This is a genomic window from Bacillus cereus group sp. Bce019, assembly GCF_051781745.1.
Taxonomy (GTDB): Bacteria; Bacillota; Bacilli; order Bacillales; family Bacillaceae_G; genus Bacillus_A; species Bacillus_A cereus.
In genome coordinates this window covers 211,728-235,620 of sequence record NZ_JBPWJX010000002.1, presented here as the reverse complement: position 1 = coordinate 235,620, position 23,893 = coordinate 211,728, and the positions used below count along the sequence as shown (strand labels likewise).

The following is a 23,893-nucleotide window of genomic DNA, read 5'->3' as shown; positions in this document are numbered from 1 at the left end:
AGTGACTGTTTTATTAACAATTTGTATCATTGCCTGTTTCATTGTTTCATTTCTTGCATTTATTTATCCAATTATCCCTGGCATACTAGCTGTATGGGCTGGATATTTGATTTACCATTTCGGTATAAATGGAGGAGAATTAACAACTTCTTTTTGGATTATTCAAGTCATTTTCACTTTTTTCATTTTCGTTGCTGATTTTATTGCAAATGGATATTTCTTAAAAAAATACGGTAGTTCTAAATGGGGCGAACGTGTCGGAATGATTTCTATCATTGTCGGATCGTTCTTCTTCCCACCATTCGGACTTATTATCATACCGTTCTTATCAGTATTTATAACCGAACTAGTACATAAAAAAGCGCCAAAAGATGCCTTTCTAGTTGGAGTCGCTACTGTAGTTGGTTTTTTAAGCAGTACAGTAGCGAAAGCAATTCTCCAAATCATTATGATTATCATCTTCGTATGTTATATCATCTTTTAACCATCCTGACTTCGGGATGGTTTTTTAATATGCAATACCTACTCGACTATTTTCATATATGTTTTTCTTACATAGATCCCATGCAAAGTGTGCTGTATCACCCACTGTAATTTTCACTCCACCTTCTGGCAGTATATCTCTTTCAGTTCGATATACCTCTGTCACATCACCGTCTATTAAATGTGTCGGACAAACGACGGTCCAATATAGATTACTATTACTAAGTGCCTCATATGCAGCTAAATGATCTTCCGCTGCCGTTGTCGTTTTCCTTTTTGATTCCGTTGATTGAAAACGATATAAATTTAGATCTGTTCTTGCTTGTAAAATACCAGCTGTTCCTATTGTTATGATCCTACGAACCCCTTCTTCTTCCATTTGCTTAATAATTTGTGGCATACTCTTCGCTAATGTTCCATTTTGATCCGTTCCAAGTGCACTAATTACTATATCGCTTCCTTTTATCACTTTATTTATATCATTTTCGTTCAATACATTACCTTCTATCACTCGTAACCTTTCATGTTGTATTTCTATTCTATTTAAATCACGCGCTAATGCAGTCACTTCAGCTGAATCCTTTAATGCTAAATTAATTATGTTTGAACCTACTCGTCCTGTTGCTCCCAATATACATACTTTCATTTGTTTTCCCCCTCTTTCATTCTCTTTCTATTTTTCAATAATCTCAATCAATTTACAACAAAAAAGCTTCCTCATATATAAGAGGAAGCTTTATTATTACTTTATTTCTTTTCTTTAGAATCAGTAGACTTCTCGGTTCCGCTTGTTTCTTTATCCTTTTTGTCTTCTTGTTGTGTTGTTGTGTCGTCTTCTTTCTTCTTGTCCTCACCTTTACTACAACCTACCATTAATAAAGAACTTGCAAGTGCCATAGCAGTTAATGATTTAACCCATTTGTTCATTTGCGTTTCCTCCTTGTGATAGAATATGTACAACCTCATATTACTCTCTATTTTTAAAGGAGAGATTGAAAAACAGTAAATATACGGTAAATTTTTGTAAATCTTCTGATAACAAAAACCTAATTTTAATTTATATATTTCATTTCCAATCGATACACAATAAAACTAGTTTTTTTCTCTCAATGGACGTAAAAAAACTAAGGCGCATACCATTCCGCCTTAGTTTCTCATGCAAACTTTTCATTTTCATATAGATGTGTAATCTTATATTCCTTCTTCATAACATATTGCCACACACTATAAGCATAACGGTTCATTTTCAAGAAACAATTTTCCAAAAATGAGCGAAACTCTGGATTAGCAACTTCCACTGCAACTTGAGCAAACTTTAAAGCTAACCGTTTTAAATGCGAAATATAACAAGTTGCAATATAAATATCTCCTGTATATTTACTATCGGTTTCCTTTTCCATTTCATGAAAATGAAATGCAATCGGTTCACAAGTTATATGCTGTACATTCTCTCCTTCTTGAAAATTCACTTGTTCATTATAAGCTTGCAACATATATGGTAAGTGATGCTGTAATAGCTCCTTTAATTCTCCGTCTCTTACTTCTCCTGTATACTCCCCAACCTTATTTATAAGCATATAACTATACCTCATTAATTCTTTCATACAATCCATGAAAGTGCCTCCCTTCTTTTTGTCTATATGCTATAAATATGATGCTATAACATTTGCTATTCTTGCTAAAAACCAATCCCATTTACTTATTTTCTCAAAATCTTCTTCCGAAAATCTTTTTGATTTATGAAAGTCTTCTTTTAATCGGTTCCATACGTCCGCTGTTACTCCCTTATCATAGATAATACAATTAGACTCCGTATTTAAATAAAAACTTCTATTATCAAAGTTTGCGGTACCAATATCAACAATTTCCCCATCAATGATTGTTACTTTCCCATGAAAAAAACCATTCTGATATTGATAAATCTCCGCTCCAGCATGTAACATATCTTTCAAATATGGATAGGCAGCTTGTTTTAACAATATGGCATCACTTTTAAATGGCACGAGAATTTTCACATTAACACCACGATTTAATGCAGCTTTTAACTCTTTCACCATTTCTTTACTTGGTACAAAATATGGTGTAGCGATAATTAAAGACTTTTTAGCCTGCTTTAATAGTGCTCCATATTTTTCCCATAAGCCTTTTCCATTTGAAAATAAATATTGATATTTCACATTCCCTAATGTAGGTATACTTTCATGTATAGGCATTTTTTCTCCTGTATCTTCTTTCCAATCTTCGGCGAATTTTCTTTCCATATCCGCTGCACCCTCACCATGGATGCGCACGTGATAATCACGCCATGGCCCAAACTTTGGATCTTGTCCAAGGTACTCCTTTCCGATATTAAAGCCACCGACGTATGATACCTTTCCATCTATCGTAACAATACGTCTATGATTCCGTTGATGCAAAGAATAGAACAAATTTTTCAGCTTCGGTTTTTTACTAAATGTAAACTTCACATCGTTTTCCTTTAATCGGCTAATTACCTTTTTCTTCAGCTTATATCCACCTATCCGATCGACTGACAATTTCACTTCTACTCCGCTAGATGCTTTTTTCTCTAATAACTGTAAAAACTCTTCGCTTATTTCATCTTTTCCTACAATATAAAAATGGATATATATATACTTTTCTGCATCGTTTATATCCTCAAATAATTTTCTATATAACTCTTCACCGTTCGTATATAGCTGAAATTCACCTAATCGAACTTTTCCTAATTCATATTCACTAGCCATTTCCTTCCCCATTTCCACATCGATGTTCATCCAAATGAATACACCTATTAAACAAAGGATTATAGCGAAAAAGCGCTTCATGGATAAATTCCTTTCTCCACTTACTGTTATTTCTATATCTTCCCTTTTTTATTACATTATCATTCAAGAAAATATGTCATTGCATGATATATGTCCATATCAAACAATAGCTCATTTGCATATTGTATGTTGTATCTTAAAATAAAAGGAGGAAATAACAATGGGCTTCGCACATGGTAATGGATTTGCGCTATTAGTCGTATTATTTATCCTCTTAATCATCGTCGGTGCTGCTTGCTTCTGCTAAGTAGCTACTGTCATATGATATGTGGATGAAAAAACTATAAAAGCGGACACCTATTTTTAGGTGTCCGCTTTTCATTTTAAAACCATTTCCGACTGCTATAGTAACTTAAATGGCTAAATATTCATCTCAAAAGGTTAACAATGTGGCTACTTTCTTACTCTCTGCCTTACGTATATGACGCTGTTCTGCACGTAACACAGCAATACGATGTAATTCTTTCTCTTCTTCTGTTTCAGGGATAACACGCGGTACTGGAACTGGATTATTTTCCTTACTAAGTGCCACAAAAGTAACGAATGACGTTGCCGCTATACGCTTCTCACCTGAAATTAAATCTTCAGCTACTACCTTCACAAACACTTCCATCGAAGTTCTTCCCGTCCAAATTACGAAAGATTCATAACTAACACAATCTGAAGAACGAACAGGATGTAAGAAATCGACCCAGTCCATAGATGCTGTGACACATTCCTTTCTCGAATGTCTGGATGCTGAAATAGAAGCAACCATATCCATCTCCGCTAATATCTTCCCACCAAATAGCGTGTTATGATCATTTAAATCTGTTGGGAATACTCGGCTCGTTTTGAACACCCTTGACTCATTGGCTGTTTTCCCCTTTACTTCTGTCATTGTTATCACCCCTTTAATGATTTATCCCTAATATTTCAATAATCACTATACTGAATGAACTACACGTTTAATATTAACAACATTCAGAACTTTTAGTCCACAAAAAAGAACCGATTTTATCAATCGGCTCCTCTAAATACATATTGTTCTTTCGGCTGTTCAACTTTATTCCATTTTGTTACTTCTAATACAGGAATATTCGCATGAAACGGCTGATAAAACTCAGTAGTTATCTCTCCTTCTACTTGAATCCAGTCATCATTATTCCACTCTACGCCTTCTGGCTTTTTCACTAACATACCATACACACCAGAATCTGCTACGCAATGTATAATACCGAAACGGAATAAGAAGTATTGTTCTTTTTTAGAAGAATCATCCCTAAAAACAAACCCTTTAAAAGATAATTTTTTCCCAGTAAACTCGCCAGGATAATTATAAATTGTTTCCATACCCTTTAGGAAGTCTTCATCTTTCAAATTAATATTGTCTTTCGTAACAAACTCTTTCTTCCCTTTTTCCATTACACCACGGTATCCTTCTTTCCCGTAATAAATGCTCGTATCAGGTCTTAGAAATTGTCTTGTCATAAATGGATCCTTACTTTCTGCTTGTGCAACAGGAAAGTGAAATCCTTTCGCTTTAACAATATCCGAATCTAACGTCGCAATTGGGAAAAATAACCCTGAGATAATTGGAAAACAAAATAATGAGTATGAAAATGCTTTTTTCCACCATGTATTCTCATCTTTTGAATGATCATGCCCGCAATGGCTATGGTCACAACTACAATCATTTTTCTCTTTTTCCTTTTGGTGCTCTTTTTGGAAAACGACGATAATTTGTACAATCGTTAAGAAACCTAAAATAATTGCCGCTGTTGTTGATAAATAGGCATACTTCATATTGATATACTTCGTAATGTTACCGGAAATATGAAGCTGCGCAATTAATATTGTAAAACCTAATAATATATATGCTCGAAACATAACCTACCACCCCATCGCATAAATGAGTAGTGAGCTTGCATAAACAACAAGAGTAACTGTAACTATAACAACAATTACAAATTTAGTTTTAAATGTTGCAAGCATCATAAACATATTTTTAATATCCACCATCGGTCCGTAAACGAGGAACGCGACAAGTGAAGCTGTTGAAAACGTACTTTGGAACGAAGAAGCGATAAATGCATCTGCCTCTGAACAAAGTGATAATATATAAGCAAGTCCCATCATAACAGCTGATGAAGAAAACGGACCTTGTCCAATAGCAAGAAGTGTTGAAGTTTGTACAAACGTTTGTACCGCTGCTGCAATTAACGCACCTAGTACTAAATATTTTCCCATTGAGAAGAATTCCTCAACAGCGTGTGTACATACATCCCACATTTTTTTACGCAGTGGACGCTTATTATTCACTTCTGGGAAGTGATCATCTCTTAATTGATGTTCTTTAAACATAAAGGATAATATAATTCCAACGATAATGGCTACGATAATCGCTACAATAGAACGATACCATACCATGTGCATACTACTCCCAAAGGCAACATAAGTAGCAAATAATACAACTGGATTAATAATAGGTCCAGTTAACATAAATGCAATCCCTGCGTATGGTGGAACGCCTTTTCCAATTAATCGTCTTACAATCGGAACAATTCCACATTCACAACCTGGAAACAACATGCCTAAAAAAGTAGCTAATAAAACAGACAGAAATCGGTTCTTCGGCATCCATTTTGCCACCATATCTTCTGTCACGAACATTTGAATGAATCCTGAAATAAATACACCAATGAGCACGAAAGGAAGTGCTTCGATCAATATGGAGATAAAAATTGTATTCATTTGCAGGAATGCTTTCGGTAATTGAAACAATTCCATGATGTATTTCCTCCAACTTTTCATTAACAATATGTAATTTTAACCCCATTTCATTAATTGAACAAGGTTTATATGGCATACATACCCTTTATATACATTACATTGTACAAGTTATATTCTATTCAAAATTTGAGATTTCATAGCAAAAAAGCTGCTCTAGCGTAGTTATATAACTATGCTAGAGCAGCTTTCTTATCGTTAAAAGTAACGTTTCTTCCAAAAAACAAAAGCTAACGTGAAAGATAGTGTTACACATATGATGAGTACAATTACAAAACCGTGTGCTTCCCCTTCAAACGGAACCTTTACGTTCATTCCAAAGAAACTAGAAACCATAGTCGGTAAAGATAAAATGATGGTAATTGACGTTAACAGTTTCATAACACTATTTAAATTATTTGATATAACGGAGCTAAAAGTATTCATCATTCCACTTAAAATGTGACTATATATTTCCGCCATTTCAATAGCCTGTTTATTTTCAATTAATACATCTTCTAATAAATCTTGATCGTCTTCATACATTTTTAAAAATGTACTATTACGCATTAACTTTTGAATTACAATTTTATTAGCCTTTAATGACGTTGTAAAGTATACTAAACTTTTCTCAAGGCCTAACAATGTGAAAATCTCTTTATTTTTCATTGACTGATTTAATTGATGCTCTAAATCAATTGTTTTTCGATTTATTTGCTTTAAGTATCTTAAATAATAAGTAGAAATCGTATATAAGAGCTGAAGTGCAAAGCGCGTCTTCTTAAACGTATAAAATTCTTTAATACGTTGATTAATAAAACGTTCAAAAATTGGATTCTCTTCTAAGCAGATTGTAACAAAACAATCCGGCATCACAATCATACCTATTGGAATCGTGTCATAAATCGAATTTCCTTCTTCGTCATGTCTAACTGTCGGAATATCCACGATAATTAAAGTATTATTGTCTTCCTTTTCAATACGAGAGCGTTCTTCATCATCCAAAGGGTCTTTAATGAAATCTAAGTCTACATTTAAAGTTTGTACTAGATATTGAATTTCTTCTTCTGTTGGATGAAGTACATTAATCCAGCACCCCTTTTGCATTTCCTCAATCTCTTGTAGTTTTCCGTTTCGGTCTGTTAAATATATATTTAACATACTATCACCCCGATTCTTTTTACATGTAGGAATCTACCTCTCTTAAATCACAGTTTTTAAACCGCCATTCTCAGCATATGAAACATACGTTTAAATTTCAATAGAAAAATTATTTTGAAAACGTTTTTATAGGAAAAATATTATAAAGTGAAACTTTAATCAGTAGGTGGCTTTATCCCCCGCTGATTATTAGCCCTCACAAATCGGGCTTTTACGGGTAGCCCGCCCCCCAACCAAACTTCTTTTCTTTCGCTGTATTTTGAGGTGAGGGTCTCAATGCCCGTTAAAGCGGGCTAAACATAGAAAAAGACAGAGTGCTCTCTGCCTTAAAAGCTTATGTTGCCTTTATAACATATTTAGAAAGCATCCACAAGTTAAACCCGACTGAAATCGTATAGCCCGCGTATGTTGAAATGATAAAACTTACATAATCGAAATACGGAAGCAATACAATATTTAAAACTATCTTTACAATAATTCCAATCACTAGTCCTAGCACCGTCTTCTGCTGTTGATTGATTCCTTGTAGCATAGCAGCCGTTACTGTAAAAAGAGAAAATAGTATGCAAGCAGGAGCATAATACTGTAAAATGATTCTCCCCATCTCTGGATCATTTCCAGCACCGAATAAAAGAGTATATACAGGTTTGGCTAACACCATCATTCCAATTGCCGCCGGTACCGTAATCGCTACTACTAATACATTTGTTCTCGTAAAATGTTTGTACAATAGCTTCGTATTTCCTGCTGTGTAAGCTTTCGTCATCTCTGGTACGAGAGACATACTAAAAGCTGTCGCAACGGATACCGGGATAAGCACAACCATTTGAACAAGACCAATTATCGCATTAATTTTTTCCGCTTCTCCTTGCATATATCCTATTTGTATAAGTAGTTTATTAATTGTAAATGTATCAATCGTCTGATACAACGGAATTGCTAAGCCCACCACAACAAAAGGAATAGAATATGTAAAGAGCTCCTTATACAATGAGAAAAAAGATTTCGTTGTTTGTGGTATACTTTCCATCTCTTTTTTCTTTAAGTGCCTTCTCCTTCTTATATAATACGCACTTAAAACAGTTAATCCACCTACAGCTCCCATAAATGCACCGAACGTTGAAATACCAACCGCTAGCGAAACAGAAGCTTTTAAAACATATAAAACAACAAAGCTTCCTATTAAAATGGTTAAAACCCGAAAAAATTGCTCTACAACTACACTTAATGCAGAAGGCCCCATCGATTGGAATCCTTGAAAGAAGCCCCTTAATAAACTCATTACTGGCACAAGTATTAACGCAAAACTTACAATTCGAATATTAGTAGTAACCGCTCCTACACTATTCCCCGTTTGATCATTCCCATCGATGACAAGTTTAGCTAAATGCGGAGCTAGCATATATAACGTAAAACACGAAATGACTCCCATTATAAACATAAACACGATTCCACTTTTCAACACTCTCTTAACCGTATGATAATCATTCAGTTGATCATATTTTGATACCATCTTTGAAACAGCTAGCGGTAATCCCATTGTTGCTATACTGAGCATGATGGTATAAGGACGATATGCATATGTGTATAGAACGTAACCACTCGTACCGACCATCGCTGTAAATGGTATAACATATATAAACCCTAACATTTTTGATATCATCGTTGCCATCGTTAAAAATATCGTTCCACGTATAAACGGTGACCCTTTCATCACATTCCTCCGCTACGCTTTATTATTACACATTATGGACAACTCCTTTTCTTTAGAACCGAAACAAACAAAAAAAGCCAATGAAAAATCATTGACTTTAACGCGCTGCTTTTTTCTTTTTGAAATATTTTAAACCAAAGTATAGAGCAATAAAAAGAACAGCTCCTATAATTATGTAATGTGTGTAATCAGATGCATACTCTTTAATTTGTCGCCAATTCCCACCAAGTTTTTCACCTAAGTATATAAATAGAATTGACCATGGAATGATCGCTACAACCGTATAAAGTGTAAATAGTTTTAATGGCATCTTAGCTAGTCCTGCTGGAATAGAGATCGCATGACGTACTACTGGGATAAAGCGCGCAGAAAATATTACGCCTGCTCCATAACGCTTAAACCAACCTTCCGCTATGTCTAAATGATGTTTATTAATAAGTAGATATTTCCCATATTTCTCTACAACCGGACGCCCTCCGTAGTATCCAAGCCAGTATAAAAAGATTTGCGCTAAAGTACCACCAATCGTTCCGGCGATAACTGCACCCACAAAACTAATTTTACCATTCGCTACTAAAAAGCCAGCATACGAAAGTACAATTTCACTCGGGATTACTTCAATCATTAAAGCAAGAGCTACTCCAAAGTAACCTAAGCTTGCAAAAAATTGCAATAACTGATCTATTATGTTTGCTAACATGTTCTTTTTTATCTCCTTTTTTCTTCACATACCATCCCATTATTACATAAAGGCTGCAATCTGCCAATATCTTCATTTTAACAATATGTACAATTCAAGCAGGATTAATCTATTAATTTCTCTTTCTGCGGGTCTTTCATGTAGGCAAACATCTCTTTAATTTGGCCTTCTGTATTTCTAGCAATTGATAAATTAGGCAATTCATTTTCATCAAAAAACTCCACCTCTTCTGTTTCAATGCTAGTTTTCTTTTCTCCACCAATAATCTCGCATCCAATGAAAATCTTATATACATGCGTCGCCGATGGAGAGGGTTGATGTTTTTCTTTATCAAATATAGCTAGTAACTTAAAATGATCTACCTCATAACCAGTCTCTTCGAAAACCTCTTTTGCTACAACTTCGGTTGGCGTATAACCGACATCAGCCCATCCACCTGGCAATGCCCATTTCCCATCGCTTTTTTCTTTCACAAATAATAACTTTTCATTTTGAAAAACAACCGCTCTTATATCAACTTTAGGTGTTTGATAGCCTGTCTCACTTGCAAATAATTTCTCTACGACTTCCCAATCTGTTTTCGTGTAATGTGACATCATTGAAATAGAAATATCTCGTAATTGCTGGAAACGCTCAATATCATACACATCCTTAGAATACGTTAAACCCGCTTGAGCTATAGATTGTATTTGTTTTACCCAATCAATCCATTTAATCGTCATATATCCGCATCCCCATTCTCTATCAAATATATTACTTCATTTTTATTGATACATCTTTATTATACAAAAAAAAGAGATTGATAACGTTTCAATCTCTTTCAAAATTAATCTAATTCATGTAAGTGGTCTTGTATATACTTTCTTCTTTTATTTATATATTCATAAATCATATCAGCCTCTTGATCAAATGTTTCTAATTTTTCTTTCATGTATGGATCTTGTAGTAAATATGGGCGAATCAATTCACACAACCCTTCTACTTTCGGCCTCATAAACGAAACTGTGAATTGATTTTCTAATATTTCTTCTAAAATACTTCGATACTGCTTTCTAAATGCAGGTATGTCTAGCAATCTTGCACTTAACGTATTATACCCTTGAATGCGAATATATTCATGATTAAGTGGTCTCCCTTGTACATCTCGCCCCCAAGTCGCATCATAATCCCACGGTATAACTTCAAATAAATTTGTTTCATCGTTATGATATAGTGCATAGTTATGAACGAAACCATCAAAGTTTTGCGTAAAAATAACTCCTGCTAACCATCGTAAATATTTATCTACATGTAGAAACTTCCCAATCTCTTTTTCATAGGCTTCCCTCGTCAAAGTATTCGCTTGAAATACAAATTCACTCAGTTGTTCTTCACTATTTTTATTCGAATATTTAAATTCATAACCCGCAAAGAGCTCTGTCTTAACATCTTTATCCCGTTCACTCATCAATGAAAAATTCGCATCATCATCTATCGCATAATAAATAGAACCACTCGGTAATCCTCTATTTTTCAAAAAATTTTCATCAACCGATTCTAACTGTAAATACACACCTTGAATTTGACCATTAATTTTTATAAATACATGTTGTGATTTTGGCGAAAGTACACCAATATCATGAAAAAAATCTAAAGATAATTTATTTCGTATGAGAGACGGATCCATAAACTCCGAATTCAAATGAAACTCTTTCGCACCTTGAAATTTTTTAGGCTTATAAAACATAACATGATAAGACTTTTTCTCAAATTCGCGAATATGAGCTCCTCGGTATACGATATCAATATCATACTTCTTTTTTCCATAAGTTAATTTTGCTGGCACTGGACTATCTGACCAAATGTCCTTTTTCAATTCCACTAAGTACATTGGATGAACAAAAAAATCATATGAAGGCAGCATGTTTTCTCATCCCTTCTCAGTTCTCTTCATTCAATGTATGCGCCTTGTCTTGTCCATACATCCGCAATCATCTATTTATATAAAATTACACTCTTGTCCTGTTCAGAAAGATGCCTACATACATATCATGTTAAGGAAAAAGAATACCTTTTCACTTTAATACATGATAAGGAGGATTTCTATGAAACGTGATATTAGAAAAGCTGTTGAAGAAATCAAAAGTGCTGGGATGGAGGATTTCTTACACCAAGATCCAAGTACTTTTGAATGCGATGATGATTGCTCTTCAAAAGTTGAATGTAGCGATGATTGTAATTGCCCAAGAACAAGATGTACTCGTGTGAAACATTGTACATTTGTTACAAAATGTACTCATGTAAAAAAATGGACATTTGTTACGAAATGTACTCGCGTACGCGTTCAAAAATGGACGTTTGTTACGAAAGTAACACGTAGAAAAGAATGCGTTTTAGTTACAAAACGTACGCGTAGAAAACATTGTACATTCGTTACAAAATGTGTGCGCTTTGAAAAGAAATTTTACTGGACTAAACGATGTTACTGTAAAAAATGCGAGTTCTTCCCTCACGGACACGGTGGCTCTTGCGATGATTCATGTGATCATGGTAAAGACTGTCACGATAGCGGACACAAATGGAATAATTGCAAAGGCGGCGGACATAAATTCCCATCTTGCAAAAATAAGAAATTCGATCATTTCTGGTATAAAAAACGTAACTGCTAGTTTTTATACCACCAAAAAAAGGCCGTTTTGCGGCCTTTTTTACATTTATTGAAAGTGACTTATATCTGCAAATTGCTTCACTTTACCATTACCCTCTTCAAATTCTATTATGCTCAAACTGGCACCATGCATAAATGGATCATCCCACACATTTTCTATTTCAATTCCCGCGAAATGCCCCACAAGTAATTTTGCTGCTGCTGCATGAGAAACAATCAATATGTTTTGTCCTTTATGCTTTTCTAAAAGAAGCTGCATCCCTTCAATTACTCTTTCATAAACGGCCTCAAAATTTTCGCCTGATGTTGACTGAAAAAGATGTGGCTCATTCCAAAATAGATGTACTTCTTCTGGAAATTGCTTTTCTATATCCGCAATTGTTTGTCCTTCCCATATACCCATGTTGATTTCATAGAAATGCTCATCCGCTATAATAGGTATATCACGTTCCCCCTTTATTAACTCTGCCGTATGAAGTGTTCTTTCGCTCGGACTACTATAGATCGCATGGATTGGTAAATCTTTCATTCGATTCCCTAATTGTTTCGCCTGAACTATACCATTTTCAGTTAAAGCAGAATTTTTCCGTCCCTGCATTCGCTTCGCTACATTCCACTCTGTTTCACCATGCCTTGTTACATATATAGTTGTTTTCATTTCTTACTCCCCCTCACCATGTTGGTCGTATTTCCCACGGTTCAACTCTCCCTACAATCCACTCCGCTCGTTTACTTTCAATCCCTTTTATAACTCCATCAGCTATCTCTTCATGCGTAAGCCATCTTCCATATGTATCTTCTAAAATAAAACCTAAAATAATTCTATGATACATACATCGCGTACTCCCTATTTTTTGTGCAGGCATACGTGATGCTTTACTACCTAAAATATGAAATAAACTATATGTTTTAGACGACAAATCTAGTTCTTTACAAATATTTGATAGTGTATGCTTTACACTTGTGTGTACCCATGCAACAACTAATGTGATCGGACCATTTTTCTTAATTGTACTTTTAATAGCTAGCTTTACATCTTCATCATTATGATAATCTAACGAAAGGCATGTAATATTTTCTGGTGCAGAACTCATCCGCTTAACATTTTCTAATTTCACTTCATCTCGCCCGATAATAGAAACATAAAATCCTTTCTCACAAAACCACATAGAAACTTTCTTTAGCATTCCTGTTCCACCAATTACAAGTGCATGCAAATGCTATCCCTCCCTAATAAAATGTCATATGAGGTTTCTCATCTCTATAATAATTTAAACGGTCTTGCAGTGTCCCTGAGTGAAACTCAAATTTATGACCGTCAGGATCAACAAAGTATATAGATTCGCAATCTCTGACATCACGTTCTCTTCCTTTTAAAATATGAACATCATTTTCTTCTAATCGCTGTATTAGACATTTAAAGTCTTCTTGTTCAACAGAAAATGCAATGTGCGTATAAGATTGATGAATCTCATTTCTCGAAATATGCGTCTCTTCATTAAGCGCTATCCATACTCCACATATGTTAAAATAAGCCAATTTTCTTCCTTTAACTAATAATTCTCCTTCTAATACCTTTTCATAAAACATAATAGAGTTTTCTAAATTAGATACCGAAAAACAAATATGATTGATTCCCCTTAACAACTATAATTCCTCCTTATACAAATAAAAGATGAGCGAAAATTCACTCATCTTTTATTATACTATTTTTTTGTAATATATGCCCATTTATAACTGAAGTCCCCGCCAAACGTATGGTTAGCAATACCTTTTACAAACGGCTTCTCTAAATAAGCTGTACTTTGTTGGTAAGTAGGAGAAATTGCTGCGTCTTGACCAATTAAGATTTTTTCAGCTTCCGCAAGTGCATTCCAGCGTGCTTTATCATCTTTTAATAGCTCTCCTTTTGATTTCGCTACTAAATCATCATACTTCGGATTAGAATAATCCATTTCATTAAATGAGCTTCCAGTAACAAACATATCAATATAAGTCATTGGATCCGGATAATCAGGGCTCCATGCAGATAATGAGAATTCGTATTGGAATTTCTTTTCTAAATCTAGCTTCTGCTTGTATGGTTGCTGTTTCAAATTTACTTTAATACCAGGCAAGTTTTTCTCTAGTTCTTCCTTAATAAAGTCGCCTACTTTTTTACGGCTACCGTTATCATCGTTTAGTAATTCAACCGTAATTGTATCTTGACCAAGCTCTTTCTTCGCTTCTTCCCATAATTTTTTTGCTTTCTCTGCATTATCTTTACTATCACGGAAGTTTTTATTTACAGAGCGGAAATCTTTTCCATCCGGACCTGTCGTGAATTTTTCAGGTACTAAGAAATATGCTGGCAATGAACCGTCATTTAAAATGACATCAGCAATTCCTTTTTTATCGTATGCTAAATCAATCGCTTCACGTACTTTTTGGTTTTTAAATGTTGCATTTTTTTGGTTAAAACGCAAGAAATATATGCGTGGATCTAACTTCGTTTTAAATTCATCTGGCTTATTCTTTTTATATTTATCAACAAATTCAGAAGTTAAAATAACTCGATCTGCTTGATCACTATCATATAAATTTACTCCCGTGCTTGTTTCCTTCACAATACTTACATTAATTTCGTCTAATTTTACAGTATCTTTATCCCAATAATTAGGATTTTTCTTCAACTGATAATTTTGTTCATGTTTCCATTGACTCATTGTAAATGGTCCATTATATAATAATTTATCTGCTTCTAATCCGTATTTATCTCCTTGCTCTTTCACATATTTTTCATTTAATGGGAAAAATGTAGGGAACGACGTAAGCTCAAGAAAATAAGGTGCTGGTTGCTCTAATTCTACTACCAACGTTTTATCATCCTTCGCTTTAACACCCAATTGATCTGCTGGTAATTCACCTTTATTTACTTTCTGTGCATTTTTCACATCAAATAAAATGAATGCATATTCTGCCGCTAATGCTTTATCTAATGTACGTTGCCATGCATATACAAAATCTTGTGCTCGAACTGGATCACCATTTGACCATTTCGCATCACGTAATTCAAATGTATATGTCTTTTTATCTTCACTAATCTTCACATCTTTTGCCATACCTGGTGTTGGTTTATTATCTTTATCTAGACGATATAAACCTTCCATTGCATTTACAAATACACGGAAAGATACAGAATCTGTTGATTTAGATGTATCCATTGAAGGAATTTCAGCTGTTTCTAGCAAATTTAAAACTTGTTTATCGGCCATTCCCTTATTCGATTCTTTCTTCGTTGTCGAAGCCTTCTCACCATTCCCACATCCTGCAACCAATACACTCGTCGTTAACGCAAGTGCAGCAATTGTTGTTGTCTTTCTCTTCATTCTTCCTTCCCCCAATCTATATGTATAAGTTAAATCCTATATAATATATTTCATTATACAAAAGATTCTGATTATTTTAAATATTTATTTTAACAAACATAGAAAAAAGCGATCGGAAATTTCTTTCCAGCCGCTTTCTTGAATAGCATTTACTTGTAATCCATCCTCTATATCAAATGGATTTTGAACTTTAAATATTTCTTCCATCAGCTTCAAAAACTCTTCTTCAGTTTTAGATTCACCATTAATCATAAGTGAGTATGGTTCCACTTCACCTAATTTATAATCGACAACAAATTGAATCTTCACCTTTTGTCTTGGCATTCCGGTGTTATATCCTTGGAATTCTACTAATTCTAATCCTTCCGTTCCACGATAATATATCCAACCTGAATTTTGAAAATAATTTTCGAAAGATTCACCTATTGAAAAGAAAGGATATTCATAAAGCGAGCTTGTACGAACCTTTTGAATAACGTCTCGATCAGTCGGAAAAAAGAAATGGCTAAAAAATATGCTAGCAACTGCTAAAATAGTAACAATTGTCGCTCCCATTTTGCTCGTTCCGCCGCTATCATTGATTAGATAGTTTTCAACTGATTTATCTTTTATTTCTCTTGCTTTTATTCGGTATATACGTCTTTCCGCAAATTGATAGTATAATCCATTTGCAAAAATCCCCATTCCAAACAGAATAAAAATGAGTAATAAAAACGTAAGAGGCACCATATTAATGATTGGCAACGCTACATTAAATCCCATATAATACGAAAACGCATCACACGCTACTAATAACAACATAAATAAAGCAGCTGGTACATAATACTTACGATATCCTAGCCAGCCTATATTGAAGACAGCAGCCCAACCATTCCAGCTCCACCTAGCAATCCGCTTATTCTCAAGATCCCATTTCCTTTTGTAATACGGATATTGTCTCCCTACATATACTTCCAGTTCTTTATCTATTAACGAGCTACCTTCCTCTTGTTCATTATCCAAGTTTCGCTGACAACTTGCACAATTTAACTGTTCCTCCTCGCAAGGTTGCCCACAATTTATACATTTCAAAACAATCCCTCTTCCCATCCATACGTCATTTCAAAATACCTTCGTGTTTTAATAACCACTCTTTCCTCCATAAACCACCAGCATATCCAACAAGCTTTCCACTCTTTCCTATTACACGGTGACATGGAACAATTATTGAAATTGGATTCCGACTATTTGCCCCTCCTATTGCCCGTACAGCTTTTATATTTCCAACTTTCTCTGCAATATCTAAATATGAAGCACTTACGCCGTATGGAATAGTATAAAGTGCATCCCATACATTTTTTTGAAATGCTGTTCCCTCCGCAGACAGCGGGACCGTAAACTCTTTTCTTTTCCCTTTAAAATATTCATCTAACTCATTTATACATTGTTCTATCATTTCATTTTTATTTTCTTCTTGTCGTTCATCAACAAATATAACAGACGTAATTCCTTCTTGATTCGCTGTAATTTCAAGCAAACCTACTTCGCTTTCATAATAAGCCTGGTACATATGCCATCCTCCAATTCAGTTCATATTAGTCATTGTAACACGAATATACAAAATTTTTCGTATAAGCGTTTTATTAGAGAAACAAAAAAGAGAATGGTAAAATATAAGAAAATTCAATCAAGGAGGCTATTTGATGAATTCCAAGCTTTTTTCACCTTATACAATTAAGAACGTTACACTAAAAAATCGTATCGTTATGTCGCCTATGTGTATGTATTCATCGGGGAATGAGGATGGCCGCGTTACGAATTTTCATCTCATTCATTATGGAACTCGCGCTGCTGGCCAAGTAGGTTTAGTTATGGTTGAAGCAACTGCGGTGTTAGCTGAAGGACGAATTTCTAACAAAGACTTAGGTATTTGGGATGACAACCTAATTGAAGGCTTACATAAAACGACTACTTTTATACATGATAACGGCGCAAAAGCTGCCATTCAACTCGCTCACGCCGGAAGAAAAGCAGAATTAGAAACAGATGCGTTAGCTCCTTCAGCCATTCCATTTAATGAAACAATGAAAATGCCAATAGAAATGAGCAAACACCAAATTAAAAATACTGTATTAGCTTTTCAGCAAGCTGCAGTACGATCAAAACAAGCTGGATTTGATGTTATTGAAATACATGGCGCTCACGGTTACCTTATCAATGAATTCCTATCACCACTTACTAATAAACGGACGGATGAATACGGCGGCTCACCTGAAAACCGCTATCGTTTCTTACGCGAAATCATTGACTCGATAAATGAAGTTTGGAACGGACCGTTATTTGTCCGTATTTCAGCAAATGATTATCATCCTGAAGGGTTAACAGTTCAAGATTATGTTCAGTATACAAAATGGATGAAAGAACAGGGAATAGATTTAATCGATTGTAGTTCTGGTGCAGTTGTACCAGCACATATTGATGTGTATCCTGGTTACCAAGTACAATACGCCAAACATATTAAAGAGCATGCTAACATTGCAACTGGTGCAGTTGGATTGATTACGACTGGAGTACAAGCAGAGCAAATTTTAAACAATAACGAAGCAGATTTAATTTTTATCGGACGTGAGTTACTTCGCAATCCGTACTTCCCGAGAATAGCGGCAAATGAACTTGGCTTTGAATTGCAAGAACCTCACCAATATAAGCGAGCACCAGGAAAAATTCATACGAATAAATAAAACCGAGAAGTCATTCTTCTCGGTTTTATTTATTCTATCGTTGTAATTTCATTTGAATTATAAGTATGGATACCCGATTCTTCTCGCAGCGCGGTTATATACATCCCTTTCGCCACATCTTTAGCTGAAATTGGTTTATATTTTTTGAAAGCCCCTTTAAAGATAAACGGAATAATACGAGATAATTTTTCAGCCATTCGTTCGCCGAAACGAAATTCTTGTCGATTTCCTACTAATAATGATGGTCTAAAAATGTGAATACCACCGATCACTAACTTTTGCAATTCTTCTTCCATTTTTCCTTTCACTTGTGAATAAAAGAAAAATGATTTAGGATTCGCTCCCATTGAGGACACGACAAGGAAATTTTGTACCCCTTGTTTTTCAGCTAAACACGCAGCTCGTAACGTATATTCATAATCTACTTTTTTAAAATTTGCTTTTGTTTTTGCTTTTTTTATTGTTGTTCCTAAGCAACTAAAAACATCATCCACAGCAAAGAACTCTTTATATTCCTCTAATACCGAAAAATCAACTTGTTTCTGCTGTAACTTCTCATGTTGCAATTGCATTGGCTCTCTTACAAAAATAGTAACCGAATCGTAGTAATCTGATTCAAGTAATAGACGCGTTATCTCTTGTCCAACTAAACCACTTGCACCAAGTATTAACGCTGTTCGCTTATTCATATATGCATATACCTCTTATTTTACTTTTCTCTCCTTCAGTAAAATACAACCTTTAGGAGTTTCCTGCTCTTATTTTACCACAAGTAAAACACTATGCGTACGCATAGTGCTTTACTCACTCTTTTTTCTCATCTCTCTCTTGTAATTTCGTTATTGTTGTAGCGTCCCCTAAATTACTTATTAATCTTCTTAAAAAAATTAATACGAAAGATAATGGCAATACTACCGCTAATATTAATAAAATAGCTTCCATTAAGTAACCCAAGCGCTCATCCCCCTCTTTACCTCCTTTTCAATATATGAAAACAGCGTTGTCACATATGCATGCATTTGCAAAAATAATACACCTATATTTGACAACTTTATAACAAAAACAAATCGTAATGATTATTATTTATTGCAACTTTATTAAAGATGTATTATACTAAGTTCGCAAACTAAAACGTAATTATTCCGTTTTGTATTAAAATGATATTTTTCTTCTATAATTGGGGAAAATATATCCGTAAAAAAGAAAAGAGGAGAACTTCATGCCTAAAAGATTGACTATATTTTCATTCTTACTTATTTTTACCTTAATTTTCGCTGGCTGCTCAAATAAAAAAGAAAGTAATGCCAAGAAAGATGGAAAGCTAACAGTTTATACAACGATTTTCCCACTTGCTGATTTCGCAAAGAAAATTGGTGGCGACTATGTAAATGTTGAAGCAATTTACCCACCTGGTGCAGATTCACATACATTTGAACCAAGTCAAAAACAAACAGTACAAGTTGCAAAAGCCGATTTATTTGTTTATAACGGCGCTGAATTAGAACCATTTGCTGAAAAAATGGAAAAAACATTACAAAAAGAAAATGTTAAAATTGTAAATGCATCTAAAGGTATTGAGCTGCGTGCTTCTACTGAAGAAGAGCATCATGATCATGGAGATGGCCATAAAGAAGATGAACATCATCATGATAAAGACCCGCATGTTTGGTTAGATCCTACTCTAGCAATGAAACAGGCAGAAAAAATTAAAAATGCACTTGTAGAATTACAACCTGAACATAAACAAGAATTCGAAAAAAACTTTGCAGCACTTCAAACTAAATTTACTGATTTAGACGATGGATTTAAGGCAGCTGTAGCGAACGCAAAAACGAAAGAAATTTTAGTTTCTCATGCTGCCTATGGTTACTGGGAACAACGATACGGCCTAAAACAAATTCCTATCGCTGGAATTTCAGCTTCTGATGAACCATCTCAAAAGCAGCTTGCTGACATTACAAAAACAGTAAAAGAACATAATCTAAAATATATTTTATTTGAAACATTCTCGACTCCAAAAGTAGCTTCTGTAATTCAAAAAGAAACAGGTACAAAAGTTTTACGCTTAAATCACTTAGCTACTATTTCTGAAGATGATGCAAAAAATAATAAAGATTACTTCACTTTAATGGAAGAAAACGTAAATACATTGAAAGAAGCAACAAACTAATCCATTATATTTTCTAAGCAGCTGAATCTGTTATTCAGCTGCCTTTTTATGTATTTATCCTTGACTTGACCAAAATAACAAGTAAAATTATCCATATTAGCTTGAAAGCTATATTAATTTAGAAGGTGAGTTGGAATTATGAATCTTCACATTTGTGAAGTAACAGCAAAAAATTGGCGTTCAGTAGTTGCTTTAGACGTCGCAAAAGATCAGCAACAATTTATTGAAAGTAACGCGTTTTCTTTAGCAGAATCATTATATGAAGGAAACGGAACGTCAGTAGGTTTATATGATGGCGAAACACTTGTAGGATACGCAATGTATGGATGGTATTCAGTAAAACATAAAAGTGTATGGCTCGATCGCTTTATGATTGACCAACAATATCAAGGAAAAGGATACGCAAAACGTTTCCTTCGCTTACTCATTCAATTCTTACAAGAAAAATTTGAATGTAAAATAATTTACTTAAGTTTACATCCAGACAACAAACTTGCAATGGGACTGTATGAATCATTTGGTTTCCGCTTAAATGGGGATATTGATGATGAAGGTCCAGTTGTAGGTGTTGTAATGGAGTTACTAATAGACGAAAATACAAGCCTGTGAAAACAGGCTTTTTATTATACAGTTATCAATTTTTAGTTTCTTTCCCTTATTTAATTCTGTTTTACAATCTAATAGAGTGCTCATAAAAAATAAGCCTACAATTTACGCAGACTTATTTCACACACTCCTCGAAATGTTCTTGGAACCACTCTTTATTAATATCTCTTCCGATAAAAACTACTTCACTTACTCGCTCTTCTCCCTCTTGCCACTCTCTATCGTACGAAGCAGCAAATAACGTATGTACACCTTGGAAAACGATACGTTTATCTACTCCATCTATCGATAAAATTCCTTTGTAACGATATAAATATTCCCCTAGCTCTTGAACGACAGCTGACATCCACTCATTAAGCTTTTGTAAATCCAGCGGACGTTCTTCACGTAATACAAATGATTTCACACCTTCTAAGTGGTTATGTTCTTTATGAGGGTAAATTTGCAACTTATCTTTCGTTTTAAACGTTTGGATTTGTAATAAAGATGGTATATCTACCTCACAGTTAGTCGCCTCAATTAACTTTGCAGTCGGGTTAATTCCTTGAATTTCATGCAAGAGATTTTCTTTCTCATTCTCTTCAATTAAATCTAATTTATTTACTAAAACGACATCAGCAAACGCAATTTGCTCTTTTGCTTCTAATCCTTTTTCAAAATGTTTATGTATATGATAACTATCTACTACCGTTACAACACCGTTAATTTGGTAAGCAGATTGAATGACTGGATCTAAAAAGAATGTTTGAATAATCGGGCCTGGATTTGCAAGGCCAGTCGTTTCAATTACTAAACCATCAAAATCCATTTTCCCTTCCGCTTTTACGTCCAGTAACTGTTTTAAAGCAACGAGTAAATCTTCACGTACAGTACAGCATAAACAGCCATTTGTCATTTCCATAATTTCTTCTTCCACATTCATAATCAACTGATTATCAATGCCAATTTGCCCTATTTCATTTACAATCACCGCTAATTTCTTACCGTGATTTTCTGATAAAATACGATTTAATAATGTCGTTTTCCCAGATCCAAGAAAACCAGTTAATATTGTTACTGGAATCATTTCGTACATCTCCTTCTAGCTATATGTTTCTACATTATAACATATAGAGAAAATCGTTTTTGTAGCAAAACATATTTATTGTTTGTACGCCCCTCTAACTATATAATAATATGTAGTAAGAAAGCCTTTTCAAAATAATAATCATTCATCAAGGGGGTACTTATAATGGAGCGAGTTCAAATGGCTGAAACGCTAGAATTTTCTCGTATTATTCAAGGATTTTGGCGTTTAGCAGAATGGAATATGACAAAACAAGAATTACTTTCTTTCATTGAAGATTGTATGGATATGGGAATTACTACTTTTGATCACGCTGATATTTACGGCGGATATACGTGTGAAGGGTTATTTGGCGAAGCTTTACAGTTAAAGCCTTCCTTACGAGAAAACATGCAAATTATTACAAAGTGTGGAATCGCTCCCCCATCACCGAAATTTCCAGAACGATATGTTGCTCACTACAATACTAGTACAGAGCATATTATGCAAAGTGTAGAAGCATCACTTAACAACTTACATACAGATTATATTGACGTATTACTTATTCATCGTCCCGACCCTTTTATGGATCCAAATGAAGTGGCAAAAGCCTTTTCACAATTAAAACAAGAAGGAAAAGTTCGTCACTTCGGTGTATCTAACTTCTTACCTTCACAATTTAATATGTTAAGTTCGTACTTAGATTTTCCACTTATTACGAACCAAATTGAAGTTTCTGCATTGCAGCTTGAGCATTTTGAAAAAGGAACAATTGACTTATGCCAAGAAAAACGAATCAATCCAATGATTTGGTCACCTCTTGCTGGTGGTGAGATCTTTACTGGTCAATCAGAACGTGCTGTACGTGTACGCGAAACTGTGCAAAAAGTTGCTACTGAGCTAGGTGTTTCTAATATCGATACGGTTATGTATGCTTGGTTACTTGCTCATCCAGCTAATATGATGCCAATCGTTGGCTCAGGTAAATTAGATCGCGTAAAAACAGCTGCTCTTGCTACAAACGTTAACTTAGATCGTCAACAATGGTTTACAATTTTCGAAAGCTCTAATGGGCATCCTGTACCATAATGCATAAAAAGAAGAGCTGTTTTCTTACAGCTCTTCTTTTTCATATGTATTTCTAGTCATGGCAAATACACACATATCCCTTAATCCGTTTCCATCTACCGCAACACTCGCACTTTCTAACGTACCTTCTAACTTAAAGCCTAATTTCTCAGGTATCGCTCTACTCTTCTTATTTAAAGAATCACAACGAATTTCTACACGGTTTGCTTTCAATTCAGAAAAAGCGTAATCCGTTATACCTTTCGCAGCCTCTACCATATAGCCTTTTCCGCTAAACCTTGTATCAATCCAATATCCGATTTCAAATTGAGGTATATCCCAATTAATACGATGTAATCCGGCTGAAGCAATAAATTCACCTGTTTCTTTCGAAAATACTAGTAATCTTAAATCCTCACGTTGCAAAAATTGAATATGTGATTTTCTAATACTTTCTTCTATTTCTTGCTCTGTTTGCTCTTTTTGTGCAAACACCATCCAAGGTTTCAGTTCTTGTATTGAAGCCTGAATTGCATCATATACAACTTTACCATCTCCTGGTTTCGGCATTCGAATAAAAAGCCTGTCAGTATAAAATTCAGAAGGAAAATCGAATAATAACGGATTCACTGTAA

The 23,893-nt window shown here is 34.5% G+C and carries 29 protein-coding genes; 7 read left to right on the top strand and 22 right to left on the bottom strand.

The window, feature by feature from the left end; translation table 11 throughout:
• Nucleotide 1: 1 nt before the first annotated feature.
• Entirely contained in the window at nucleotides 2–484 is a 483-nt protein-coding gene (locus ACS2QP_RS04605) for a DUF456 domain-containing protein (protein WP_000217332.1), read from the top strand.
• A gap of 24 nt (nucleotides 485–508) precedes the next feature.
• Here ACS2QP_RS04605 and ACS2QP_RS04600 read toward each other — a convergent pair whose 3' ends face one another.
• The 4 genes from ACS2QP_RS04600 to cls all read right to left on the bottom strand — a co-directional run bounded on the left by ACS2QP_RS04600 (nucleotide 509) and on the right by cls (nucleotide 3,311).
• Nucleotides 509–1,129 (bottom strand): NAD(P)-dependent oxidoreductase, encoded by a 621-nt coding sequence (locus tag ACS2QP_RS04600; protein ID WP_000861657.1) that lies wholly within the window; start codon nucleotides 1,127–1,129, stop codon nucleotides 509–511.
• Nucleotides 1,130–1,230: 101 nt separating this feature from the next.
• The gene (locus ACS2QP_RS04595) at nucleotides 1,231–1,410 is read right to left on the bottom strand and encodes a hypothetical protein (RefSeq protein ID WP_001045960.1); all 180 of its coding nucleotides are present in this window, start codon (nucleotides 1,408–1,410) and stop codon (nucleotides 1,231–1,233) included.
• Between the two features lie 227 nt (nucleotides 1,411–1,637).
• Nucleotides 1,638–2,096, bottom strand: a complete 459-nt coding sequence (locus ACS2QP_RS04590) for a spore coat protein (RefSeq protein WP_061457089.1) — start codon at nucleotides 2,094–2,096, stop codon at nucleotides 1,638–1,640.
• Between the two features lie 30 nt (nucleotides 2,097–2,126).
• Nucleotides 2,127–3,311 carry a cardiolipin synthase gene (cls, locus tag ACS2QP_RS04585; protein ID WP_438882159.1) on the bottom strand — a complete coding sequence of 395 codons (1,185 nt, stop codon included), beginning with the start codon at nucleotides 3,309–3,311 and terminating at the stop codon, nucleotides 2,127–2,129.
• Between the two features lie 160 nt (nucleotides 3,312–3,471).
• Here cls and ACS2QP_RS04580 point away from each other — a divergent pair, with 160 nt between their 5' ends.
• Nucleotides 3,472–3,558 carry a YjcZ family sporulation protein gene (locus tag ACS2QP_RS04580; RefSeq protein WP_000505094.1) on the top strand — a complete coding sequence of 29 codons (87 nt, stop codon included), beginning with the start codon at nucleotides 3,472–3,474 and terminating at the stop codon, nucleotides 3,556–3,558.
• A gap of 126 nt (nucleotides 3,559–3,684) precedes the next feature.
• On the opposite strand, the gene ACS2QP_RS04575 is transcribed toward ACS2QP_RS04580, so the two are convergent.
• The 8 genes from ACS2QP_RS04575 to cotH form a co-directional block, all read right to left on the bottom strand.
• Nucleotides 3,685–4,191, bottom strand: coding sequence for an acyl-CoA thioesterase (locus tag ACS2QP_RS04575; RefSeq protein WP_000141164.1), 507 nt, complete (start codon nucleotides 4,189–4,191; stop codon nucleotides 3,685–3,687).
• A gap of 119 nt (nucleotides 4,192–4,310) precedes the next feature.
• Nucleotides 4,311–5,180, bottom strand: coding sequence for a TIGR03943 family putative permease subunit (locus tag ACS2QP_RS04570; protein WP_000488059.1), 870 nt, complete (start codon nucleotides 5,178–5,180; stop codon nucleotides 4,311–4,313).
• Between the two features lie 3 nt (nucleotides 5,181–5,183).
• Nucleotides 5,184–6,080, bottom strand: a complete 897-nt coding sequence (locus ACS2QP_RS04565) for a permease (protein ID WP_000418716.1) — start codon at nucleotides 6,078–6,080, stop codon at nucleotides 5,184–5,186.
• A gap of 198 nt (nucleotides 6,081–6,278) precedes the next feature.
• Entirely contained in the window at nucleotides 6,279–7,220 is a 942-nt protein-coding gene (locus ACS2QP_RS04560; protein WP_000932389.1) for a magnesium transporter CorA family protein, read from the bottom strand.
• Between the two features lie 334 nt (nucleotides 7,221–7,554).
• Nucleotides 7,555–8,934: a putative polysaccharide biosynthesis protein gene (locus ACS2QP_RS04555; protein ID WP_000678845.1), complete on the bottom strand. Its 1,380-nt coding sequence runs from the start codon at nucleotides 8,932–8,934 to the stop codon at nucleotides 7,555–7,557.
• Nucleotides 8,935–9,031: 97 nt separating this feature from the next.
• Nucleotides 9,032–9,634 carry a DedA family protein gene (locus ACS2QP_RS04550; protein WP_000880691.1) on the bottom strand — a complete coding sequence of 201 codons (603 nt, stop codon included), beginning with the start codon at nucleotides 9,632–9,634 and terminating at the stop codon, nucleotides 9,032–9,034.
• Between the two features lie 104 nt (nucleotides 9,635–9,738).
• On the bottom strand, nucleotides 9,739–10,356 hold the full coding sequence (locus ACS2QP_RS04545; protein ID WP_017673195.1) for an NUDIX hydrolase N-terminal domain-containing protein: 618 nt from the start codon (nucleotides 10,354–10,356) through the stop codon (nucleotides 9,739–9,741).
• 104 nt (nucleotides 10,357–10,460) lie between these two features.
• Nucleotides 10,461–11,537, bottom strand: a complete 1,077-nt coding sequence (gene cotH, locus ACS2QP_RS04540; RefSeq protein WP_098584069.1) for a spore coat protein CotH — start codon at nucleotides 11,535–11,537, stop codon at nucleotides 10,461–10,463.
• A 181-nt stretch (nucleotides 11,538–11,718) separates the two neighbouring features.
• On the opposite strand from cotH, the gene exsB reads away from it, so the two are divergent.
• On the top strand, nucleotides 11,719–12,282 hold the full coding sequence (gene exsB / locus ACS2QP_RS04535; RefSeq protein ID WP_438882158.1) for an exosporium protein ExsB: 564 nt from the start codon (nucleotides 11,719–11,721) through the stop codon (nucleotides 12,280–12,282).
• A 45-nt stretch (nucleotides 12,283–12,327) separates the two neighbouring features.
• Here the strand turns inward: exsB and ACS2QP_RS04530 are convergent, their stop codons facing one another.
• The 6 genes from ACS2QP_RS04530 to ACS2QP_RS04505 all read right to left on the bottom strand — a co-directional run bounded on the left by ACS2QP_RS04530 (nucleotide 12,328) and on the right by ACS2QP_RS04505 (nucleotide 17,198).
• On the bottom strand, nucleotides 12,328–12,939 hold the full coding sequence (locus ACS2QP_RS04530; RefSeq protein ID WP_017673197.1) for a phosphoserine phosphatase 1: 612 nt from the start codon (nucleotides 12,937–12,939) through the stop codon (nucleotides 12,328–12,330).
• Between the two features lie 13 nt (nucleotides 12,940–12,952).
• Entirely contained in the window at nucleotides 12,953–13,498 is a 546-nt protein-coding gene (locus ACS2QP_RS04525) for a short-chain dehydrogenase (protein ID WP_017673198.1), read from the bottom strand.
• A gap of 13 nt (nucleotides 13,499–13,511) precedes the next feature.
• Nucleotides 13,512–13,928, bottom strand: a complete 417-nt coding sequence (fosB, locus tag ACS2QP_RS04520) for a FosBx1 family fosfomycin resistance bacillithiol transferase (protein WP_000943773.1) — start codon at nucleotides 13,926–13,928, stop codon at nucleotides 13,512–13,514.
• 59 nt (nucleotides 13,929–13,987) lie between these two features.
• Complete coding sequence (locus ACS2QP_RS04515; RefSeq protein WP_000824276.1) at nucleotides 13,988–15,649, bottom strand: peptide ABC transporter substrate-binding protein; 1,662 nt, start codon at nucleotides 15,647–15,649, stop codon at nucleotides 13,988–13,990.
• A gap of 84 nt (nucleotides 15,650–15,733) precedes the next feature.
• Complete coding sequence (locus tag ACS2QP_RS04510; protein ID WP_078421001.1) at nucleotides 15,734–16,738, bottom strand: DUF2628 domain-containing protein; 1,005 nt, start codon at nucleotides 16,736–16,738, stop codon at nucleotides 15,734–15,736.
• A 7-nt stretch (nucleotides 16,739–16,745) separates the two neighbouring features.
• The gene (locus ACS2QP_RS04505) at nucleotides 16,746–17,198 is read right to left on the bottom strand and encodes a methylated-DNA--[protein]-cysteine S-methyltransferase (protein ID WP_000283912.1); all 453 of its coding nucleotides are present in this window, start codon (nucleotides 17,196–17,198) and stop codon (nucleotides 16,746–16,748) included.
• Nucleotides 17,199–17,331: 133 nt separating this feature from the next.
• On the opposite strand from ACS2QP_RS04505, the gene namA reads away from it, so the two are divergent.
• Nucleotides 17,332–18,369, top strand: a complete 1,038-nt coding sequence (gene namA / locus ACS2QP_RS04500; RefSeq protein WP_017673200.1) for an NADPH dehydrogenase NamA — start codon at nucleotides 17,332–17,334, stop codon at nucleotides 18,367–18,369.
• A 29-nt stretch (nucleotides 18,370–18,398) separates the two neighbouring features.
• Here namA and ACS2QP_RS04495 read toward each other — a convergent pair whose 3' ends face one another.
• Both ACS2QP_RS04495 and ACS2QP_RS04490 read right to left on the bottom strand, forming a co-directional pair.
• Nucleotides 18,399–19,058: an oxidoreductase gene (locus tag ACS2QP_RS04495; protein WP_001042736.1), complete on the bottom strand. Its 660-nt coding sequence runs from the start codon at nucleotides 19,056–19,058 to the stop codon at nucleotides 18,399–18,401.
• A gap of 115 nt (nucleotides 19,059–19,173) precedes the next feature.
• Nucleotides 19,174–19,323 (bottom strand): hypothetical protein, encoded by a 150-nt coding sequence (locus ACS2QP_RS04490; protein WP_000540932.1) that lies wholly within the window; start codon nucleotides 19,321–19,323, stop codon nucleotides 19,174–19,176.
• Nucleotides 19,324–19,588: 265 nt separating this feature from the next.
• On the opposite strand from ACS2QP_RS04490, the gene ACS2QP_RS04485 reads away from it, so the two are divergent.
• Complete coding sequence (locus ACS2QP_RS04485) at nucleotides 19,589–20,539, top strand: metal ABC transporter substrate-binding protein (protein WP_001126151.1); 951 nt, start codon at nucleotides 19,589–19,591, stop codon at nucleotides 20,537–20,539.
• Between the two features lie 138 nt (nucleotides 20,540–20,677).
• On the top strand, nucleotides 20,678–21,148 hold the full coding sequence (locus ACS2QP_RS04480; RefSeq protein ID WP_001048677.1) for a GNAT family N-acetyltransferase: 471 nt from the start codon (nucleotides 20,678–20,680) through the stop codon (nucleotides 21,146–21,148).
• Between the two features lie 112 nt (nucleotides 21,149–21,260).
• Here the strand turns inward: ACS2QP_RS04480 and ACS2QP_RS04475 are convergent, their stop codons facing one another.
• A complete protein-coding gene (locus ACS2QP_RS04475; RefSeq protein ID WP_000613421.1) occupies nucleotides 21,261–22,211 on the bottom strand; it encodes a CobW family GTP-binding protein in 951 nt (316 codons plus the stop codon).
• A gap of 165 nt (nucleotides 22,212–22,376) precedes the next feature.
• Between ACS2QP_RS04475 and ACS2QP_RS04470 the strand changes: the two genes are divergently transcribed.
• Nucleotides 22,377–23,279: an aldo/keto reductase gene (locus ACS2QP_RS04470; RefSeq protein ID WP_000442799.1), complete on the top strand. Its 903-nt coding sequence runs from the start codon at nucleotides 22,377–22,379 to the stop codon at nucleotides 23,277–23,279.
• Between the two features lie 24 nt (nucleotides 23,280–23,303).
• Here the strand turns inward: ACS2QP_RS04470 and ACS2QP_RS04465 are convergent, their stop codons facing one another.
• Nucleotides 23,304–23,888 (bottom strand): GNAT family N-acetyltransferase, encoded by a 585-nt coding sequence (locus ACS2QP_RS04465; RefSeq protein WP_016124471.1) that lies wholly within the window; start codon nucleotides 23,886–23,888, stop codon nucleotides 23,304–23,306.
• Nucleotides 23,889–23,893: the final 5 nt, after the last annotated feature.

What these genes read in the sequence shown, in the direction of transcription:
- ACS2QP_RS04600 (WP_000861657.1), bottom strand. Translation starts at nt 1,129, where the DNA reads ATGAAAGTATGTATATTGGGAGCAACAGGACGAGTAGGTTCAAACATA.
- ACS2QP_RS04595 (WP_001045960.1), bottom strand. Translation starts at nt 1,410, where the DNA reads ATGAACAAATGGGTTAAATCATTAACTGCTATGGCACTTGCAAGTTCT.
- ACS2QP_RS04590 (WP_061457089.1), bottom strand. Translation starts at nt 2,096, where the DNA reads ATGGATTGTATGAAAGAATTAATGAGGTATAGTTATATGCTTATAAAT.
- cls (WP_438882159.1), bottom strand. Translation starts at nt 3,311, where the DNA reads ATGAAGCGCTTTTTCGCTATAATCCTTTGTTTAATAGGTGTATTCATT.
- ACS2QP_RS04580 (WP_000505094.1), top strand. Translation starts at nt 3,472, where the DNA reads ATGGGCTTCGCACATGGTAATGGATTTGCGCTATTAGTCGTATTATTT.
- ACS2QP_RS04575 (WP_000141164.1), bottom strand. Translation starts at nt 4,191, where the DNA reads ATGACAGAAGTAAAGGGGAAAACAGCCAATGAGTCAAGGGTGTTCAAA.
- ACS2QP_RS04570 (WP_000488059.1), bottom strand. Translation starts at nt 5,180, where the DNA reads ATGTTTCGAGCATATATATTATTAGGTTTTACAATATTAATTGCGCAG.
- ACS2QP_RS04565 (WP_000418716.1), bottom strand. Translation starts at nt 6,080, where the DNA reads ATGGAATTGTTTCAATTACCGAAAGCATTCCTGCAAATGAATACAATT.
- ACS2QP_RS04560 (WP_000932389.1), bottom strand. Translation starts at nt 7,220, where the DNA reads ATGTTAAATATATATTTAACAGACCGAAACGGAAAACTACAAGAGATT.
- ACS2QP_RS04555 (WP_000678845.1), bottom strand. Translation starts at nt 8,934, where the DNA reads ATGAAAGGGTCACCGTTTATACGTGGAACGATATTTTTAACGATGGCA.
- ACS2QP_RS04550 (WP_000880691.1), bottom strand. Translation starts at nt 9,634, where the DNA reads ATGTTAGCAAACATAATAGATCAGTTATTGCAATTTTTTGCAAGCTTA.
- ACS2QP_RS04545 (WP_017673195.1), bottom strand. Translation starts at nt 10,356, where the DNA reads ATGACGATTAAATGGATTGATTGGGTAAAACAAATACAATCTATAGCT.
- cotH (WP_098584069.1), bottom strand. Translation starts at nt 11,537, where the DNA reads ATGCTGCCTTCATATGATTTTTTTGTTCATCCAATGTACTTAGTGGAA.
- exsB (WP_438882158.1), top strand. Translation starts at nt 11,719, where the DNA reads ATGAAACGTGATATTAGAAAAGCTGTTGAAGAAATCAAAAGTGCTGGG.
- ACS2QP_RS04530 (WP_017673197.1), bottom strand. Translation starts at nt 12,939, where the DNA reads ATGAAAACAACTATATATGTAACAAGGCATGGTGAAACAGAGTGGAAT.
- ACS2QP_RS04515 (WP_000824276.1), bottom strand. Translation starts at nt 15,649, where the DNA reads ATGAAGAGAAAGACAACAACAATTGCTGCACTTGCGTTAACGACGAGT.
- ACS2QP_RS04510 (WP_078421001.1), bottom strand. Translation starts at nt 16,738, where the DNA reads ATGGGAAGAGGGATTGTTTTGAAATGTATAAATTGTGGGCAACCTTGC.
- ACS2QP_RS04505 (WP_000283912.1), bottom strand. Translation starts at nt 17,198, where the DNA reads ATGTACCAGGCTTATTATGAAAGCGAAGTAGGTTTGCTTGAAATTACA.
- namA (WP_017673200.1), top strand. Translation starts at nt 17,332, where the DNA reads ATGAATTCCAAGCTTTTTTCACCTTATACAATTAAGAACGTTACACTA.
- ACS2QP_RS04495 (WP_001042736.1), bottom strand. Translation starts at nt 19,058, where the DNA reads ATGAATAAGCGAACAGCGTTAATACTTGGTGCAAGTGGTTTAGTTGGA.
- ACS2QP_RS04485 (WP_001126151.1), top strand. Translation starts at nt 19,589, where the DNA reads ATGCCTAAAAGATTGACTATATTTTCATTCTTACTTATTTTTACCTTA.
- ACS2QP_RS04480 (WP_001048677.1), top strand. Translation starts at nt 20,678, where the DNA reads ATGAATCTTCACATTTGTGAAGTAACAGCAAAAAATTGGCGTTCAGTA.
- ACS2QP_RS04475 (WP_000613421.1), bottom strand. Translation starts at nt 22,211, where the DNA reads ATGATTCCAGTAACAATATTAACTGGTTTTCTTGGATCTGGGAAAACG.
- ACS2QP_RS04470 (WP_000442799.1), top strand. Translation starts at nt 22,377, where the DNA reads ATGGAGCGAGTTCAAATGGCTGAAACGCTAGAATTTTCTCGTATTATT.